The organism is Wolbachia endosymbiont (group B) of Eupithecia inturbata, assembly GCF_964030915.1.
Lineage (GTDB): Bacteria > Pseudomonadota > Alphaproteobacteria > Rickettsiales > Anaplasmataceae > Wolbachia.
In genome coordinates this window covers 1,673,371-1,693,630 of the sequence record NZ_OZ034987.1, presented here as the reverse complement: position 1 = coordinate 1,693,630, position 20,260 = coordinate 1,673,371, and the positions used below count along the sequence as shown (strand labels likewise).

7 protein-coding genes and 3 pseudogenes are annotated in these 20,260 nt (G+C 33.5%); 3 read left to right on the top strand and 7 right to left on the bottom strand.

Annotated elements, in window-relative coordinates; genetic code table 11:
• Positions 1–11: 11 nt before the first annotated feature.
• The 6 genes and pseudogenes from wmk (ACQH21_RS08190) to ACQH21_RS08165 form a co-directional block, all read right to left on the bottom strand.
• On the bottom strand, positions 12–920 hold the full coding sequence (gene wmk / locus ACQH21_RS08190; RefSeq protein WP_425384225.1) for a WO male-killing family protein Wmk: 909 nt from the start codon (positions 918–920) through the stop codon (positions 12–14).
• A gap of 77 nt (positions 921–997) precedes the next feature.
• A pseudogene (locus tag ACQH21_RS08185) lies at positions 998–2,196 on the bottom strand (hypothetical protein).
• Between the two features lie 170 nt (positions 2,197–2,366).
• Positions 2,367–3,032: a JAB domain-containing protein gene (locus ACQH21_RS08180; RefSeq protein ID WP_425384224.1), complete on the bottom strand. Its 666-nt coding sequence runs from the start codon at positions 3,030–3,032 to the stop codon at positions 2,367–2,369.
• Positions 3,033–3,202: 170 nt separating this feature from the next.
• Positions 3,203–4,141, bottom strand: a complete 939-nt coding sequence (wmk, locus tag ACQH21_RS08175) for a WO male-killing family protein Wmk (RefSeq protein ID WP_425384223.1) — start codon at positions 4,139–4,141, stop codon at positions 3,203–3,205.
• Between the two features lie 68 nt (positions 4,142–4,209).
• A complete protein-coding gene (gene mutL, locus ACQH21_RS08170) occupies positions 4,210–6,081 on the bottom strand; it encodes a DNA mismatch repair endonuclease MutL (RefSeq protein WP_265022699.1) in 1,872 nt (623 codons plus the stop codon).
• A gap of 31 nt (positions 6,082–6,112) precedes the next feature.
• Positions 6,113–6,301, bottom strand: a complete 189-nt coding sequence (locus ACQH21_RS08165) for a hypothetical protein (RefSeq protein ID WP_425384222.1) — start codon at positions 6,299–6,301, stop codon at positions 6,113–6,115.
• Positions 6,302–6,475: 174 nt separating this feature from the next.
• On the opposite strand from ACQH21_RS08165, the pseudogene ACQH21_RS08160 reads away from it, so the two are divergent.
• The 3 genes and pseudogenes from ACQH21_RS08160 to ACQH21_RS08150 form a co-directional block, all read left to right on the top strand.
• A pseudogene (locus ACQH21_RS08160) lies at positions 6,476–7,020 on the top strand (IS630 transposase-related protein); the annotation flags it as partial.
• Between the two features lie 86 nt (positions 7,021–7,106).
• Positions 7,107–7,979, top strand: a complete 873-nt coding sequence (locus ACQH21_RS08155; protein WP_425383942.1) for an IS982 family transposase — start codon at positions 7,107–7,109, stop codon at positions 7,977–7,979.
• 14 nt (positions 7,980–7,993) lie between these two features.
• Positions 7,994–8,281: pseudogene (locus tag ACQH21_RS08150) on the top strand (transposase); the annotation flags it as partial.
• 200 nt (positions 8,282–8,481) lie between these two features.
• Here the strand turns inward: ACQH21_RS08150 and ACQH21_RS08145 are convergent.
• Positions 8,482–20,253, bottom strand: coding sequence for a DEAD/DEAH box helicase (locus tag ACQH21_RS08145; protein ID WP_425384221.1), 11,772 nt, complete (start codon positions 20,251–20,253; stop codon positions 8,482–8,484).
• Positions 20,254–20,260: the final 7 nt, after the last annotated feature.

Here is a 20,260-nt window from a genome sequence, read left to right as displayed (position 1 = left end):
TTTTTATGAAATCACAAAAATTTCTCAATCATATAATTTGATAAGCCTGTCGTTTGCAAGATAATATCAACAGAAATTCCTTCTTTCACTAAATTCCTTGCAACTTCAATCTTCTTTTCCTCTCTGACCTTTTCTCTACAAACATGTATACCTTTAAATAAAGACTTGATTAGCATATCGCGTAATTCTCGACTCTCAATCTTTTTGTATTCTTCTATCAAGTTTGATAGCTTTTCTTCCGCTTCACTATCCTCATCTGATTCGGGAAGTAGATCTATGATACTGATTGATAATACCTTTGCTATTTCATCTAACATTTCAAGTGAGACAGCAGCTCTCCCTTGTTCATACTCGTATATTCCTTGATTTGTTATGCCAACTTTATTCGCTAAATCTTTTTGTGTATATCCTCGTATCAATCTCCACTCTTTTATCCTTTGCCCTACTTTGTATGGAATGGGAATTTTGTTCTCCTCATACTCACCAATAGATAAGTTAGTTGTTCGAGAGATAACATGAGCAGAAACTCCTACTTTCATCAAACCCCTTGCTACTTCCATTTTTACCGCTTTTCTGCTTCTTTCCTCACTCAAACGAATAAATTTGGTTAATAAATAAAATACCTCGCTTAATTCTTTATCCTTATGCCCCTTTACTAAATTTAATATTTCTTCATCTTCAAAATATCTTTTTTTATTTGGTAGTGTCTCTCCACAAACTAGACCTTTAACATTTACTGATAATGCTTCTGCTATGGCATATAACTTCTTAATTGGAATTTTACGGTTCCCTTTCTCATATTGCAGTATTACCCAGTACTTTACACCAACCTTCTCCGCTAAATCCTTCTGAGTATACCCTCTCTCTAACCTCCAATTTTTTACTTTTTGCCCTACCTCACAGTCTAGACTTTTTTCCATACAAAGAACCATACATATAATATTTTCTACTATAGCTCAGATATAATGGTAGACTCTGGAACCTTAAAATAAATGAATTAAAGCCCCCTAAAAGTTTCTTTACTATTTTCACGTACTTTATCTACCCATGAAGACAATTTTTCACTTGGGCTATCAACCTCCTTCATAAGCTGCTTGCTATTCCATATTCCACATCTTATAAAACTTCCCTTTTCTACTGCTTCTTTAAGTTTTACTCCAGCAAAAAGACAATTTTTTCCTATTTCTTCGCCTCTTTCTTGTAATTTAGACCACATTTCCTTATTTTCTACTCTGACTTGTACTTGATCATATTTTTTTACATCGTGGTACAATATAATATCTAGCTTACCAATGCTTGTAGGAAATTCTAATATAATAGAGCTTCCATCTGACATATCGATATAGTTTCTTATACCTCCCTTCTCACTTTTAACCTCAACTGCATCATTGCCAATTTTTAAAATATTATACTTCCTAGCTCTCTTTTTGCTTCCAGTATTTTGGCTACCTCTACCTTGCTATTATCAGAAAATTCTATATACGATGTTGTATTGTCTATCTCAACATCTATTAATTCTCCTTCTTGCACAGCATTTTCGCCAGCTTCCTCTAGCTCTTCTAGTTGCTTATCTATCTGTGGCTGAACTTCTGGCTGTAGCTCATTATAGATTTCACCTATCAGTTTATTCTCCAATAAAGTATCATGAAACTCTGCACCGCTTAGCATTAATTTACGTATTAGCTTTTTACGATCAACCTTATCAAATTTATGAAAATGTGTACCTAATACTACATACTCTGCAAAACTCCATTCCCCGTCATCACATGCATTTATTCTTGCTCCTGAGGCTAGTACTTTGTCTATAACTTTGTGCAATTCATTTACATTCTTTGCCTCTACCACTTCACTTTTTAACCAGCTCAAAGTTTCTGCACTCGGCTTTATTTTTTTCAAAGCTGAAGCAAATGGATTTTTATCTTCTTGATCACTTACAGGTTTTGTGCCATAAACATAGTCAAATCCTTTCCCATAGTTGATTTTGTTTTCGCGAACTTCTCTACCAGGGAAAGGTGCTATTTCTTCAGGCTTTTTAGCCTTATTAATTTTGCTTACAAAGGTGGATTGCTCCTTAGTACGACCAATTCCTACAATAGCATTTAACACCTCACCTTTTGATAATCTATCAAGATCAATGTTTAACTCGTAAGTACCTCCTTCTTGATCATCAAAAGGTACAATTATTTTATTACTCATATTAGCCTCCGCTATTAAATATACTTTACTAAGTCTATAACCGACTTTATTACTTTATTATTAATTCAATATATACTTTCTAATTAATTATAAGCAATGATTAATGTGATTGCAAATACTTTCTTCATTCAAGTAGTTAAACAACTCATGAAAATCTTCAAACATCTGCTTTATAACAGTCCTTGCTCTTTAAAGCTAAAATACCCAACACTTGTGATGATAATGTGATCCAGCAACCTAATCCCTATAGTCTGACAAGCTTTAGCCAAGTCTTTAGTTACAGCTTCATCCTCATCAGATGGCTTTAACCTTCCTTCTGGGTGGTTATGCGATATTATTATTGACGTCGCTTTTCTTATTAATGCCTTTCTTGTTACTTCTCTTATGTAAAAAGGTACCTTATCCACTGTACCAGTGAACACTTCTTCCCCCTTTAAACGGCACTTTTGATCAAAATATATTATTTTCATCTTTTCCTTCTCTGAATAACCAATACTCACCCTCAAATATTTTACTATGGTTTCCAAGTTATCCATTACAGGTCCTTTCTTTAACTCTTCTCTTGGTACTCTCTTTGCAGCTTCCTTTAGGCATAAAATTACTGCTACTGTAGAGTCAGTTATCCCTTCTATAGTTTTCAAGTCATCTATTTCCTGGCCTAAAACTCCTCCTATTCCAAAACTATCTATTAGCTTTCTAGCAATAATTCGAGCTTCTTCTCTGTCATGCACTGCACTTAGAAACGTTTCTATTACTTCACGATCAAGTAGTGCTTTACCGTTGCTTTCTAATGCTCTGAATTCTATTTCTTCTCTACGATCTTTCTTATTATTCATAAAAATTACCCTTCACTAATAACAAAATGTTTTTATATATTTACTGCTGTTTTTTGTCAGCATTGGCATAAGGCCATAGCTTTTGAGTGAAGTCAAATCAATTTTTCAATCTTTTTTGCTTATTTTTTCATGAATAGGTAAAGATATTAATGTATGGCGATTTCTTTATTTTAAACTTGTTGAATTTCGTTCAAGGAGAGGCCCACTGTTTTTAAAATAATATTGATAGAAATTCCTTCCTTAACTAAATTCTTTGCAATTTTCATCTTTTCTACTCTCTTCACTTTCTCTTTGCAAACTTGTATGCTTTCAAACAGAGATTTTATGAGTACATGACGTAATTCTTGGCTTTTAATCTTTTTGTATTCTTCTATTAACCTTGATAGTTCCACTTCACTATTCTCATTTTCTCTTGTTTCTGGAAGCAGACCTGTAATATTAATTAATAGTACCTTTGCTATTTCATCTAACATTTCAAGTGAAACAGCAGCTCGTCCTTGTTCATATTCATATATTCTTTGATTTATTATGCCTACTTTACTTGCTAAATCTTCTTGAGTGTATCCTCTTCTCAACCTCCATTCTTTTATTCTTTGACCTACTTTATACGGAATAGAAATTTTTTTCTCATCATTATCATATTCATCAATAGATAAACTGGTCGTTTGAGAGATAACATGAGCAGAAACTCCTTCCTTAACTAAACCCTTTGCCACCTCTACTTTTACTGCCTTTCCACTTTCTTCCTCACTAATACGGATGAATTTAGTTAATAAATAAAACGTTTCACGTAATTCTTGGTCCTTAATCTCTTTATGTCTTCTTACTAGATTTAATATCTCTTCTTCCTCATACCTTTCCTCATTTGATACTTCTTGTCCGCAAGCTAGATCTCTAGCAGTTGTTGATAATGCTTCTGCTAATTCATATAACTTCTTAATTGAAATTCTGCGTGTTCCTTTTTCATATTGCAGTATTACCTGATATGTTGTATCGATTTTTTTTGCTAAATCTTTTTGAGTATATCCCTTTGCTAACCTACGATTTCTTACTTCCTGTCCTATTACTTTGTAATCTAAAAAATTAGAGCATTTATTCTCTTTTTTCACATTTTATACTCCATAACCAGAAGAGCTGTTACGTATACTTAATTGGGAACCTTTTTGACAAACTGAACTCATCTCCTTTCAAACAATTTTTCTATATCACTTAGTTTCATTTCTATATACGTTGGTCTTCCGTGATTGCATTGCCCAGCATAAGGTGTTTCCTCCATTTGTCTCATCAACTCATTCATCTCCTCCAACTTCATTTCCCTTCCAGCTCTAATTGACCCATGGCACGCAATGGTAGCTAGTATCTTGTTCACTTTTTCTTCTATAGGTAGCGTATCTCCTATCTCCATTAATCTATCAACTATATTCATCACCATCTCTTTCACATTTATTGTTCCTAAAATTGCAGGTATTTCTTTCACCCTTACTTTATCTTCTGATTCTATTTCAATACCAAAACCCATTTCGAAAAGCTTATCTTTATACATTTCAACCATCTCCATTCCTGCTTGGTTTTTAATCTCGACTATTTCAGGAAGAAGAAGCTTTTGCCTTTTTATGCTTGATTTTTGTTTTAAGCACTCATAGATCAACCTCTCATGAGCTGCGTGCTGGTCTACTATAATTAATTTGCCTTTAGCCTCAGCAATAATGTAAGTATTGTAGACCTGACAGCGTGCATATCCTAGAGGATGATCCGCTATTAAATCAATTTGCTTCCTTTCTAAAACCATCGTTCCCTTTTGGGGTGGAGATTCTCCATATTTAAACGTTTCTGGTAAGCTTTGCCTTCTTTCATCTGGTGCATTGAATTCTTTCATTAGACGATTTTCTAAAAGATTTGGCCTCCTTTCGTAAAATTCTTTTTGACCCTTTACTTCTCTGCTTTTTCCATTATTAACACGCTCATTATTCCTTTGACTTTCACTAACATCAAGAGGCGAACCACCCAGTTCTTCTCCAATACCTTGACACCTAGATCCATCAATATCACTCACTGAAGAGGTACCTATTCTCATTGACAACGCTTTTATTAGCCCTCTTCTCACTATTTCATATATTAACCTCTTATTTTGAAATCTTACTTCCGATTTATTTGGATGCACATTTACATCTACTTGGTCATATGGTACTTCTAAATGCAACACTGCAAAAGGATACCTATTGTCTGGAATAAAATCGTGATACGCATATCTAATTGCACCAACAAGTAGATTGTCTTTTATTGGCCTCCCATTAACAAACGTATAAATCTGAGTTGAGTTGCTACGATTGACATTAGGTTTACAGATGTGTCCCTTAAGTTTGATGCCTTCTTCTTCCTCTTTAACTTCCAACGAATTGCTCTGAAATTCTTCTTCTACTTCACATAATCTGTTAAATAATGAAGTTTGCTTAACATATTTTAAGAGCTTTTTATTACCGGAAGTGAGAGTAAACCCAATACTATAATTAATCATCGCTAAGTTATTCACAATATCAACAATACTTTGTGTTTCTGCCCTTTCGGTTTTTAGAAATTTTAGTCTATTTGGAGTCGCAAAAAATAAGTCACGAACTTCAATATATGTACCTTCCAATAGAGAACAAGGGATAACTTCTCCTACTTTTTCTCCTCCTTCATACCTTATAGACCATGCTTCCTTTGCTCCACTTGCCTTAGACGATAAGTTCATTCTACTTACTGCTGCAATTGAAGGCAAAGCTTCTCCTCTAAACCCAAGGTGCTTGATTTCTATTAACTCACTATCGCTTAATTTTGAAGTAGCGTGGCGCATAAACGCAAGTTCCAAATCTTCCTTTTCTATTCCATTTCCATTATCTGTCACAGTTATAAGATTGCGCCCACCACTTTCTATTTTGATCTCTATTTTTGAACTTCCAGCATCTATTGCATTTTCTACTAATTCCTTTACTACACTTGCTGGCCTTTCGATTACTTCACCCGCTGCTATACGGTTTATTGTTTTTGTATCTAAAAGAATTATTGCCATAGAAGCTTTGATTGAAAGTAAAATATACCCTTCATGACTTACTTTGTCTAAAATTTATATCTCTTTTTTGGTGTCTCTGATTTCTGTATTTTAGTTTTCTTCCTATAGCTTGCTTTCTAATTATACATATTACCCATTGTAAGCTTATACTATGTTGTAAAGCAGTTTCATCTAATTTTTGCCATGTTTTCAACCCGAATTCTGGATTAGATTTTGGCAAATTATTGAAAATCTTGTCTTTTTTAATTAAGTCTGATCAAATTTAAAAGTGGCAGTTTATTGCGTGTTTCATGCTGCTAAACTATTAAAATTCTTAAATTTTACTGAATTATAGCCCTTCTAATAATAGTGGCAACAGAATAAAATAGAGATTTAGGGTAATAAGAAGGTAAAAGTGCCAGCAGCGTACAGTTATGACTTAAGGAAAAAAGCCATTCAGGCGTTAGATGAAGGAGAGAGTAAAACAGCAGTAGCAAAGAGGTTCAAAATCGGTAGAGTAACATTGTACAAATGGGAGAAAAGGCGGAAAGAAACAGGAATCGAAGAAACTGAGAAGTAGAGGCTATAATCATAAAATCACCGATTGGAATGCGTTTGCAGAATTTATAAAAAAACACGGCGGTAAAACACAATCAGAGGTGCTGAGGCAATATATAGTCATCAAACGATTCATACAGCTCTAAAAAAAGTGGATTTAAACGCAAAAAAAGACTTATTGATATAAAGAAAGAAATGAAGAAAAACGTGCTGAATTTTTGAAAGTCATATCGGCAGAGTCCCCTAAAAATTTGATATATTGATGAATCTGGTATAGAGAATACAGAATATACGGATATTGCAGAAAGGGAGAAAGGTTTCATACACTAAAATCAGGTAAGAAAACTCAGCATGATTGCAGCTTTAAGTAAGGGAAAAATCTTTGCACCTATGACCTTTGAAACCCCAGTTGCGGATTAGAAATCAGTGAAAAAGCCAGGAAAATAGGGTAACCTCGGAAAATTATTTACAAAATAGAGAGGTTACCAATGAATGAAAATATAACAGAATTATTTTGCCTGATCGACGATTTTTGCAATTCAGTTGACAAGAATTTTGCAGAAAAACTTCTACCAAGTAGCAAAAAACCAACCAGGACGCCAGAGATTACGCATTCAGAGATTCTTACCATAATATTGCTATATCACCAATCCAAGTGCGACAATTTTAAAATTTTCTATGTGCATTATTTGAAATTATTATACGAATCAGCGTTTCCAAAATTGCCATCCTATAGTAGGTTTATTAGGCTAAAATCTAGGGTTTTATGGTATTTAGTGCTCTTAATGCAATGGTTTTGCGAACAGTCAAAAGTGACAGGGATTTCGTACATAGATGCAACATCTATCGCTGTTTGCCATCCAAAAAGGACCTCGAGAAATAAAGTTTTCAAAGGGTTGGCAAAGATTGGAAAGACTACCTATGGGTGGTTTTTCGGTTTTAAACTACATCTAGTAATCAACGAAGCTGGCGAAATTCAAGGGGTTACGGTGACAAAAGGCAACATTGATGATAGAAAACCTGTGCCAAATTTAACTCAGAAATTGACTGGATTATTGTTTGGAGATAAAGGATATATCAAAAAAGATCTTTTTCACGAATTATTCGATAGAGGGTTAAAGCTTGTAACCAGTATAAAAAAGGGTATGAAAAACTCATTAATGGCGCTAAATGAGAAGATTTTGTTAAGAAAAAGATCGATTATTGAGACAGTTTTTGGCTCTCTGAAAAACAACTTTGAGATTGAGCATACAAGACATAGATCACCGATAAATTTTTTGGTACACATTTTTTCTACGCTTGTTTCATATTCCATGCAGCCGAAAAAGCCCTGCATTTCTAAGCTTTACTTCGTTGGCTAATCCGCAACTGAGGTTTTGAAGGGTATTGTGATACAGAGGTTTTTAATGGCTGATTCGAGCAATTTTTGGTACCAATATTACAGTCTGAGCAAACAGTGATTTTGGATAATGCAACTTTTCATAAATCCAAGAAAACAAGTGAATTTGCCAAAGGTATTGGTGCAGAGATTCTGTATCTTCCTCCTTATTCTCCAGATTGTAATAAAATTGAGCATTATTGGTTTACTATAAAAAACCGAGCCAGAAATAATGTACCTCTGTTCAAATCTTTTCGTCAAGCTGTCGATTCTGCTTTTTTATGAGATGTTCTCACTATTGGGTAAAAAGCTATAACTCCTCATTTAGCTGTGGATTAAAAATTGTGGAACTTCTCTTACTTGCTTCTCTATTTCCTCCTAATTTAGAATTTGAACTTTCCGTAATAAAAATGTAGAGAACGATAGAGAGAATAATCCCCGATTAATCTTGCAATATTCGTTAAAATTCAATAGCAAGTAGTTGCCTATCGATACGCATTCATGCCTTCACCTAAATAACCTTTTTTTCCTTTTTCAAACACTGCTTCAATTGTAGTATTAGTTAAAGCTGTCTTTACCTTTATGAGCTCCGACTTCTTTCCACTATCAAGCTTTCCTCCATTAATTCGGGTATCTAGTACGGCTATAAAATCCTCCTTTACGCTTTTTATTATACTTGCATCTTCTACGGTAAGGCTTTCTCTAAAATTTATCTTACCTAATTCTTTTAGATTCCTTGATTGAAACTTATCTATATCTCCACCTATTCCATGCCACTCGTTTGCATACTTTGGAACATTTTGTGTATGACCTAGAAAATTTACGAATTCATTATAAAGCTGTTCAGATTGTTTTACCATCTCGTGATTAATCTCACCAAGTCTGACTACATGCGCTGCATGAATTTCTCTTCCTTTGTTGCTACTCTGATCTTGAGATTTACTTGATCCACTTTTGACTACTTGATTCCTTAGTATATTTGTTTGTTCAGAAGCTCTTTGTATTATTCCACCAATACGAAAAAAGCGTGTAAAACGGTCTTCTAGGTGATCAGATACGTTACGTTCCCTATATTGATATTCTTCGTAACCAAGAAACTCTTCATTATCAAAGGATGACGATTCAAAATCATGTATTACCTTCGAACGCTTTCTTGTAGATGCACCACCAAACGCACCAAGAGATATAGGAAGCCGGTGCCAGCCTTGCTGAATGTGATACCGTATTCCTTTATCATGTTTAATACAATCAGCTACCTTATCTCTGAATCCTTCTGGTGATATTATATTTCTTAATCCAGGTATAGTTTCTGATAAAGCTTCATATAAGCAATTATTTTTTGATTCACTACTGTTTTCTGATGTGCTGCTTCCGCAAAATTCAAAATGATTATCTTTGAGCTCAAGAGGAATAATTATCCTTCCTGTTCCTTCTGATATAGATGAAAATTCTTGTCTTATACCACCATTTCCTTGAACAATAACGATTAGCCCTGGAATTACAACTCCTTGCTCTTTTAGTATCTTATATACTACTTGAGTACACGCGTTAACACATGTCATATCCATTGGAATGTTTTCTCGGACTATATCTGCAAGTAAGTCAGGATTTCTAGTTTTAATCATCAGCTTTCGCAAATCTTCATGATATTTTTCTGTAATGTGGTCTTCTGCTTTAGAAGTATTGTCACATTGTTGTTCACTCTGTAGCTTTTCCTTATACTCCTGCTTCAGCTCTCCAAAGTGCTCAAAATACCCACTTTCTTTGTAAGATTTGTATGCTTTTTGCACTTTCTTTCCAACATATCTAATCAGATGATTAGAGCCCTCTTTAAGGATAGGACTTACAATATGCTGTGATATCACTCGTCCAGCTTTTTCGCAAAGCAGTGATTTCCACTGATCAATTAATTCTTTTTTAAAGCTCTCATAGCTTTTTTTTGCTTCTTGTTTTTGATCTAGTCCAGCATTTTTTTTCAATTCATTACTATTCGATTTATTTTTTATTTTTTTATCTAAATCATCTAAAAGTTTACCAGTAATCATTGTTATATCAGCAATATGAGCAACACGTTCTTGCCAAACTACCACTTTGCTGATAGTATGAATAGGAAATACTAACTTATTGCTTGTTGTACTCCTTTTTTCAACAGCTTTTGCAATTCCTTGAGTTACGCTACCAACTATCTTATTAGCTATAGGCAAGAGCTTTTCCACGCAATTTTGTTCAGTGAAAGCACTCTGGGTTAAATCATTCACCATTTTTTTTGCTTTTTCCTCCCCTAATATCTCATATACTTCCTTCAGGCTTGCAGAAATGTTATGCTTCTCTACCTCTTGTTCAATATTTGACAAAATACTAGAGGCTATACCTTCACACAATCCCTGAAGGTAGTTCTCAACGAGCGTGTCAACTCCTGCATTGGCTAAGCCAAGCGCTATCCCCTCCATGGCTTTAAGAGTAATACGCTTTGTAACTTCTTTTCCTACTACTTTCCAACCTGCAGTTTTAATTAATTTAGTGCCAGACATCTCTGCAACCTTTTTTCCACCAGCTTCAAAGCTAGGCCCAGCTAGCTTATGGCCAAAACGTGAGACCTTAGCACCTCTTGAAAGGTAGGCTCCTATACCAACAGTAACAGCTGTCATCATTAAACTTTCAAGCTTATGTTGTCTATAATCTTCCCAACTAAAATAACCTGACTTTAAAGCACCAGCAGCAAAGAAGATATCATTTACACCCTCGCTAACAAATGCAGCACCAACATGAGTCATAACACCTACTGAATATAACTCTATAGCAGTACCTACAGCTATTTGACTTATTCCCATAGCAGTTACTACTGCAGTGTTAATAAGCATTTCTCGTGTCCATTTCTTTTCTTCTAACTGTAAAAGTTGATCTAACCCATTTAGAAAAAAGACATGCACTTCTTCTATATTTGCAAATTCACCTTGACCACAAAGCTCAGTGAAAGGTTTTAGTTTACTGTCAGGCACTTTTAGAGCTTTCAATGAACTTCTTGATCTTTTCAAAGTGCTGACAATATTTTTAATTGTATCTTCTTTTGCCAACTGTAATCGGTTATCTAAAACTTTTTCCACTGTTTTATCAATACTTTGCGACTTGGTCAGCGCGTTCTTGTGGCTTCCTTCGGGAGAAAAGTTCAAAGGTATCTGTCTTTTATCAGGACTATTAATATAATAAAGATCTTGTACTAAAGATTTGCCGGCATTTTTAATACTTTCCTTGCCAATACCCTCATCTTGTATAGATTGTATTGGGTTGTACTTGACAATCCACTTTTTCTTAATTAAACAATTAAAAAGCTCTTCTGTACACTCTGTTGAAATAAGCTTACCTTGAGAAAGTATAAGTTTAAAATCATCTCTAGTCATTGTTCGACTATAAATGTTCTGCAACTTTTCTTCTAAATCTTCATTCTTAGTCGTCACAGTAGTAGGTCTGATAATTTTTTGTTCCAATAACTCCAAAACTAAACTTTGATGTGGTTTAGTCGTTAATTGCAGACGGACAGGAAAGTTTTTTTCTTCTAGCTGTCCTGCAATTTTTTGAAGAGCTATTCTATAGGTAAAACATGCAGATAATAGTCCTTTTACAGTATTTTCGTAAACTGGACAAGAAGGAAGCTGAACTTGTTCAATTTCATTAAACTTAATTTTTAGTCCATAAGCGTTATTTTCTGAGTCATCCTTTTTCTCAAGAACTTTTTGCTTAACAAGCTCTGCTAAAACTTTTTCAGCTTCACTTTTAGTGGTACTTACTTTAGAAAAATCCTCCAGAGTGATAGAATCATAACAAGGAAAAGTCATAGATTCAATTCTACTTGGGTCTATACGCACTTTCCTGTTAGATAAAAGTACTCCTCTCTCTTTCAACATCTTATATTTGTCTTCGCCTACAATCTTTATAAAGTCATCTTTTTTAAAAATATTACCGTTATTTTTTTGTTGTGTAATCTGTTCTACGTTTAAAAAAATTTCCCCATTACCAGACTTCAAAGCTTGCTTTTCCAGTGTTCCTTTCTTTACTTTTTCATCAAGAGAATCTGACAGTGATGGATCAATTTCTCTCAATCTTTCATTGTCAACTACAACATACTTAACTTCTTCACTTAAGTCTTTTTTTTGAATGAGCAATTTCCAAAATGCTTCTCTGCTAGGTAATGGTATTGCTTTTTTTAACGCTTTTTGAAATTCTTTTTCATTAATTTCTTTTCCTTTATACTTAGAAAGAAAATCTTTTAATGCTTCAACCGATACTCCATAACCAGAGCTGATTATTTTTAGCTCTTCTTCGGAAATGTTCTTTTTTACTCTCGGCTTTTTTAAAATACCTTTTTTAAGCAAATCCTCATACAGAACTTTAGCTAATTCTTCTTTAATATCATGATTAACAAAAGATTGTGGAGTAATAGTGTTACCCAAAGTATCATCTACAGATCGTGAAAACATATAATAAAGGTTAGCCAAGCTCTTTTGCTGTTCTTCATAGGCGTCGATTTGAATGATACTTTCATTATTATTCTTCTTAATCTTACCAATAATACCTGCTGCATTGATAGCAAATTTACTATGCTTATCTAAAAGCCTTGCAGCTTCTCGCAATTCTTGCTTAAATTCTTTCAAAACTTTCTCATCTTCTTCTTTTAAAGGCTTTTGTTCTAAATCAACCCTCTTTACTAATGCAAATGCCTTGTAATAACGTGCTGCTTCAGAAAAATATGGCTCTTTTTTAATCACCTCATCAAACAGCTCAATGGCATTTTTATGAGCATTTTTATGTTCCTCATTTTGAGAGAGATACTTTCCAAGTTTAATCATTTGAATTGGATTTTCTTTAACCCAGGCTAACCAGTTTGTGCTATCATATTCAATAATTAGAGTTGGAGGTCCTTCATACGAAGGTAACCACTTTTCGCTATACCCAGTGTCTAAATTCTTTAATCGTGAGATAAATTTGTCCAGTAGGTTGTAAAGATTTCTTTTATCCTGTTCACCTGTCAAATTTCTTACATATTTAGTGTGTTCATCTAACCAGAAAGCCCATTTGTCCAAGCAACTCTGCAATAAAATTTCTTTAACTTCAGTAGGTACTTTTTTATCATCAAGGTCTTTCTTCAATTGTTCGTACTGCTCTTTGAATGCTTTAAAACAGCTTTCTTCCATATTAATCTGAGTATCATAGTAAGCTTTAATGTCAGATATACGATGTAATTCTTCCACATCACGCTCTTTCTTTAAATCAAGTATTTTTGAGTTACTATATTCTTGTCCTTTTGAATCCATGATGATTAACTGACCAGAACCCTGGTCTCCACTTCTTGCTGCTCGCCCAAATGCTTGCTGTTCAACTCGAATATTGCTAGGTAGGTAAGTTAAACAAACATGTAATCCTTCTGCTTTCCTCAATTCTTCTGTAATTTTTATGTCAGTTCCACGGCCAGCTAAGTTCGTTGCAATAATAATCTGTCCTTGCCCCAGCTCTTTGTTACCTTGAACAATTTCAAACCCTTTATCAAACTCTTCGTAATCTCTTGTATATGTATGAACATGTTTTGCATCCTTTCCTCCAAAAGCTTTGTATAAAGTCTCTACATCATTTACTGTTTCACAGATGATTAAAACAGATCGTTTTTTTTCCTCAGTTAGCCTTTTTGTTTCATTACATATGCGCTTTATCCATTCATCTTTGCCAGTACAAAGAATAGGTTTTTCCTCACGAAATTGCTTAGACTTGGCTGTAGGGATAGTTACAAAGTCTACCTCATGTATCTCCTGCAATAAATCTCTTTCTCTCTGTGACCCTAAGGTGCCTGTTAATCCATATAAGTTACTGTACAATTTAAAGAAAGAAACATTAGAGATAAAAACAGCTTTTAAGCTTTGTAAAGATAATTTACATCCATGTTTGAGTTGTAAAAATTGGTGTAATGCTTCATCCCATTGAGAATTAGCTTGATCTGTTCCTGTATCTCTATCAAGAATTGTAATATTAGGATTGCGATCTGGACTACTTCCGGTTTTATCTACATCCACTACATAATCCTCTCCTGCTTTCATGAAGAACGCGGTTATAGCATTATTAATCCAAGATTCTAAGTGCTGTTCAATAAACGGTCTGAGATTATTGGGAACATGTATAAATTTTTCTCTTTCAATGCACTCTTTTAAAAGGTAAAGAAAACGATCTTTGTAACAATTAAATTCAGGTGAAAGTACTTTATTAAGTTCATTGTCATTAATGTTTCCTTTTAACAATTTGCCCTGATCATCTAATATCTCAGTTTTGATTAAACGTTCCCACATAATATTTTTTTGCTGCTCGCTTAATTCAGACCCAAGCTTTCCAATATCTTCTTTTTTCACCAATCCATATAAGTCACTTATCACTGCTTCTTTAATTGCTTTAGCATCAAAAGCATAGCAAAGTTCTTTATTATCTCTAGCTGGTCTATTAATCCACTGCCAAATGTAAATGTAAACAGATTCCAGCTTATCTAGTCCTGCCAGATCATGAGATAAGTACAACATATTGTTACCTTTATCGAGCAACATACTATCTACTTCATCAACAATTACATTGTTAAAATTACGATCTCCTAAAATATTTTTCCCATAAAATTTATCTAATAAATAATCGCGCTGGAAATTAGATAAATCACCATATACCACTTGATTACCTGAATATGCTTCCTTTCTTTTTTCAATATCTTCACTACAGTTATGTGATACATTAATACCAAATAAACTATAGATATCTCTATTATCCTCAGCATCACGTTTTGCCAATACAGAAGAACTAGTTATAACATCTACTTTCTCTCCACAAAGTGCTTTCATAATTGATGCTGCTACTACAATTAATGATTTTCCCTCTCCAGTAGACACTTGTGCTATGGTGCTGCGATCATTTGTCAATAACGCCAATACAGTTAATTTTTGAGTATCACGAAGCTTAAATACTCTTTTTAGTTCTAATTCTTTTTTTAACTCTATTGCTCTATATATTACAGCAAGCATTTCCTCTTTTACATCTTGCTTTCCTTTACCCATATTGCTCTGAAATTCTTTTACCCAATTTTTAATATCATCTTCCGTAAAACTACCTATAGGTTTTTCAGCAGTTATATACTTATCAATACTTTCAATATAATTCTTAATTTTTGGCAATTTGTTTAAAATTTCTTTCGAAGTATTAGCATTACTTTTAATTAGTTCAACTAACTGAGTTATCTTCCGTTCTTCTTTATTAGCAGTAAACTTCTCCTGCATTTTCTGTGCCCAATCATCAATTCTACAACTGTTAAGGGTATTTAACTCTTCTGTACTTAAGTTCCATTTTTCATTATGAAAATTAGATAAAATGTTAGTAAGCTTATCAGATGACAATTCTTGTTTTTTCTTTTCTAGAGCCTCTATAAATTTCTCCGATAAAAGAGCGCCAAAAATATTCTCTATAGATAAAAGATAGTAAGAAGCTGTTGGTAAGTCATCCTTTTGCCAATCTACTAATTTTGATAGCTTGCATGTCCAGTATTTTTCTTTCAGTGCATAAGGCCACTCAGATAACTCTAGTCCTTCTAAACTAACTGTTTCATTTGGAATATTACTTAATAAATGCAGAATATCTTCAATGCATTGAGTAGAAATAGGATTGCTTGATTTATGTTGATCCAACTTTACTTTAAATAACAGTAAAACGTCCTTACTTTCTATTTTCGATAAGTACTTTCTCCATTCAGGTTTCTCTATTAATGTTTTTTTGAAATAATCTTCGAGTTGTAATAACATCAATTCATCTATCCAACTCTTTTGAGGATAAGCTGCAACTATCCAACAAAAGATATTCAATTCTTTTTTATCTTCAATAACAGAAGTTAGAATTGAGTTCACTAAACAATATAATTCTTGAGAGGATACATGTCTTCCTTCGCTAGAAAAGCTTTTCAACATGTTATGCAAAATTCCTTGCTGCCCAATATATTGAGATGTAATTTTGTTCAATCGCTCTTTTAACTGTTGTTTTTCCCCTTCAGGAAAGTATTCTATAATTTTTTCTATATCTTCCTCTTCATTAAAATATTGTTCATCTTCTGAAGGACTGTTATTGGATAGAAAAGCTTGATTATTTAAGTAATCATCGAACTCCTGTTTTTGTTTAAATGGCCTAATTTTTGCAAAAATCTGTGCATAAAGACTATCTTTCTTTTTGCGCTCTTCTTCTAGCTTTAAGTAGCTTTTATCAATATTTAATTGTATAAATTTATTGTCTCTACATAATATGTGAATAATTTTCTTAGATGAAGGGTTGTGATCACCTCGCAGGAACAATCTATTATCTTGATCTTCAACATATAATCTGATGTTAATACCAAAAACGTAGGCTAATAATTCTCTGTAACTTCCCGATAATGGGCCTTTTTCTTGAATATAATCATTATACTCTTTTAGAATAGCTTGATCTTTACAACACTTATCCCAATCATACTCTAGCTCAAGCTGATTATTAAAACGATCATAAAGAACTTTTAGAAAATTATCTTCTTGTATTTTTTCCTCTAGCTTACTTATTAAAGATTTGTCTTTAACACTTTTAATCCATAAATCAAATATTTCTGCATGTCTTGGCTGAGATAACTCACTTTTAAACGCTTCAAAGAATATATTCAAATTGCGTTCTTGTTTTTCTAGAAATTCTTTATATTCGTTATAATATTTTTTAACATCTGTATGTTCCTCTTCTAATTTTCCTACTTCTAAAACAAACGCTCTAATTGAGTATTTTAAAGCTTTATTCTCTGTATTCTGTAATTCTTCTTTACTGAATTTAGAAATTTTTTCATGTTGTTCTGTACTATTTTCATAAAGATATTGATTCAGAGTTCCTAAAATATGGTGAGAAATATTGTTATCATTTTCTTTTGCTTCAATGAGATATCTTGCTGCATTTTCAGGTGTTAATTCTACATTATTTGTAACCTCCTGATAAGGTGGTAATTGCTTTACAACTTCTTGCAATGTAGCAAGTCTATACTTATCAATCAAAAGCTTCTCTATGTCTTGTAGCTCTGTATTATTTTGTAAGCTACTCGTTTCAGGAGGGCTACCTTTTAAGGTTTCAAAAACTAAAAATAACTGACTAAGCTGAGATAAATTAAGTTCTGCCTTTTTTAACTGAAACCAATTGTCTAGCAGCAATGGTTCTTTTTTTAGCTTATCAATAAAACTTTTAACATCAATAGTCTCTCTGTAAGTGATACTAGATGTTGTAATAAAGACATTATTATGATGCTTACTTCTGTTATGGTAAGGAGAATGACGCTTAATTCCTAATTCTGTAGTTTGCTTTTCCTGCTGTTCTTGATTTTCAGTGATTGCTTGTAAGGCTTGTTGTTTAGTATTTTCTAAATCAGATCGTAAGTCCTGCAATGTATTTTTTTCCATAGAACTCAAATGATGAGAATAACTAGCTAAAATGCTACTTTGTGAAATATTTTTTTTCCTTACAGCTTGTGCGTGATGTTGTTGCTCACTATTCTGTCTAGTATTCTTCCTTTCTTCATATTCTTTTTGCTTTTTGTGTTCAATATTGATAGCATCTATACCAGCATATTTGTTCTTATATGGACACCACACTCGATCACTTGGGTCATTATCACTATCATAATACTCTACTTTATATTTACCTTGATCACGAAACTTAGCTTTACTCCACCATTTGTGATCCAAATAACCCATATCCAGGCCATTTTTTCCATGGTTACCATATAAACCACCTTTTCCCTTTTCTCCTTCTTCCCCTTGCTTAGTACTTTTTATAATGTTAAATTCCTGGCTGCTATTTTCTGGATGCCTTATTATTATCCCCCCGGCATGTCCACCCTGACCGCCTAATCCATACTCTCCACCCTGCCACCCTGGCTGTCCTAACGATCCTTTATAGAGTAGAAAAGCCTGACGACTTGTAAGCCCACCTCCACGCTCAAAAGAAAAAGTGACCTCATTTCCTTGACTTGTAACTGTTTTTATAAAAATATTCTCCTCAAAACTCTTGAGTAATGGAGTCGTATCACCAGCTACTGCAATCTGACATACTGTTTCATTATAAGAGCGTATATCTTCAATATCTTTAATAATTTTTTCAATTGTTGCATTATTAGCCCCTGTATACCACACAGTTTCTACTGTTGATGAATCATTTTTAATATTCTCAACAATCTTTTTTATTGTATATTCTCTCTGTATACTCCCTGAACTAAAATCAGCAACAGGAGGAAACTTTTTATCAAATTCTGCCTTCGTAATACCTACTCCATCCTTACCATCTCTTCCATTACCACCATTCTGGCCTTTACTACCCTTGCCACCATGTGAAATAATGGTAAAGTTTTCTTGGCCTTCTATCTTTTCCGTTAAAATTAAAACATTGCCACCACTTTCCCCAGGATAACCATCTGCTCCTTGTTTGCCATGACCATCTTTTCCAGTACCTGCATTATTGGAATAGGTATGATCGTTATCTTTTCCAGATACATCCCAGGTTACTTGATCATAAACCTTTATTGCTTTGGTTAAAATAACTACATTCCTTCCCTGCCAAACTTTACTCTTAAGGTTTGTATCAATATGTATAATACCAGCGCCGACAAAACGTACTTCCTCTATATTTGGATTTTCTAAAAGTGCATTTTCTAATTGCCGTAAAGTTTCACTGACAACAATGTTCTTCCCTTTTACTTCAACAACCAATCGATTATCTATTCTTCTCTTTTGTATTTCTACTGGTTTTATATAAGCACCTATAATTTCCTTAAACTTGTCTATTAAAAAAAGATCTTCTTCCTCCAAGCCCTCTGTTGCTTCTTGCAAAACTGTAAGATTTTCACCATAAGTATCTACTTCAAGCTTCATAATATTATTGATCAATTCATCAAACGATAAATCACCACGACAAAAGTCTCCTAATTCCAGTTCAGCAATAATTGATTGAAGATTTTTAGAGGAACTTAAAAAGTCAACAAAAGTTTCTAGAAAAACTAATTCTTTTTCAGCAGAATCACTATAGGCAACTATTTGTTCCAAGCACTCTTTTTTAAACCGACTTATGAAAATTTTTTCATCCTCTTTCCTAACCAATTCATAGTGCTTCATTAAAAGGATGTAACACTCAAGTTGGTTTAAAGGATTAGGAATCTGGCTTAAATCCTTTATATCATCTAGTGAATTAAAAATTTCTTGAATAACAGCACGGCTTTTACTTTCAGTCAGTTCTTTTAGTAAATTTGTTGTTTCTTGTAGCCAAAGCCTTGCGCAATATTTTATATATTTTCTCTCAATATAAGCATTGTCAATAGTGCTAAGCGACCTATGAAGCCTTTCTTCTATATAATCTTTAACTTGCACTAAATTACTTTTATACTCTTTAACTTCTTTGCTAATAATATCTTTTATCTCCTGTTTCTTATCACTATGTTCCTTCGTTGCATTTACAGTTTTTTTGAGATTGTCACTAGTTCTCTTATATCGTATACTCAGTGCAGGTTGGCCAGCCAATTGATACACTTGACCTAAATAGTCAGACTGCTCTGCAGTAATGAAAGTATTTTTATACTCAGGTACAGTAATTGCATCTTCTAGCATATTAATGACTCTTAACAGCTGAATATTTTGAATCTGCTGTCTATTCTCAGCAGAGCATTGTTGCAAAGGAACCTGATTTATACTACCTAAAACAATACATAATTTTGTGTACTTTTTGAATTTATTAAAAGTGCTATATTTTGTCAGCAGATCTTCTTGCTGCTCATGTATTTTCTTTACTTCTGTCAAAAACTTTTCAGCATCATTCTTTAATTCTTTTGTCCCGTCTGAATAGCCTTCTCCAGAAACTTCAGCAAGCTTCTCTAAACATTTTTCTAGATATTGTTTTACGCTTTCTAAATCAACCTTATGCTTATTAAACAGCTCATCATTACAGTAGCATGCAAGGTTATAATAGTGATAGGCTAAGCGTTCACAATACTGTGAATACGACCAAGAATTAGTATTTTCTCTTATGTCTTTTCTTAGCTCCCTATAACGTTTATTTAATTCTTCCGCTGTACTTGCTAGCCAAGACTCACTCCCCGTCCAAACTCCCCAAGAATTTAAACATTCAATAGCTTGCTCAATATTCAAAAAAGAGCTTACATTTCTTCCACTGTCACTAATCTGTTGATTTTGAACATTAAACATATATAAT

Excerpts from the sequence above, each read along its gene's own strand:
- wmk (WP_425384225.1), bottom strand. The coding sequence starts at position 920 with ATGGAAAAAAGTCTAGACTGTGAGGTAGGGCAAAAAGTAAAAAATTGG.
- ACQH21_RS08180 (WP_425384224.1), bottom strand. The coding sequence starts at position 3,032 with ATGAATAATAAGAAAGATCGTAGAGAAGAAATAGAATTCAGAGCATTA.
- mutL (WP_265022699.1), bottom strand. The coding sequence starts at position 6,081 with ATGGCAATAATTCTTTTAGATACAAAAACAATAAACCGTATAGCAGCG.
- ACQH21_RS08155 (WP_425383942.1), top strand. The coding sequence starts at position 7,107 with ATGAATGAAAATATAACAGAATTATTTTGCCTGATCGACGATTTTTGC.
- ACQH21_RS08145 (WP_425384221.1), bottom strand. The coding sequence starts at position 20,253 with ATGTTTAATGTTCAAAATCAACAGATTAGTGACAGTGGAAGAAATGTA.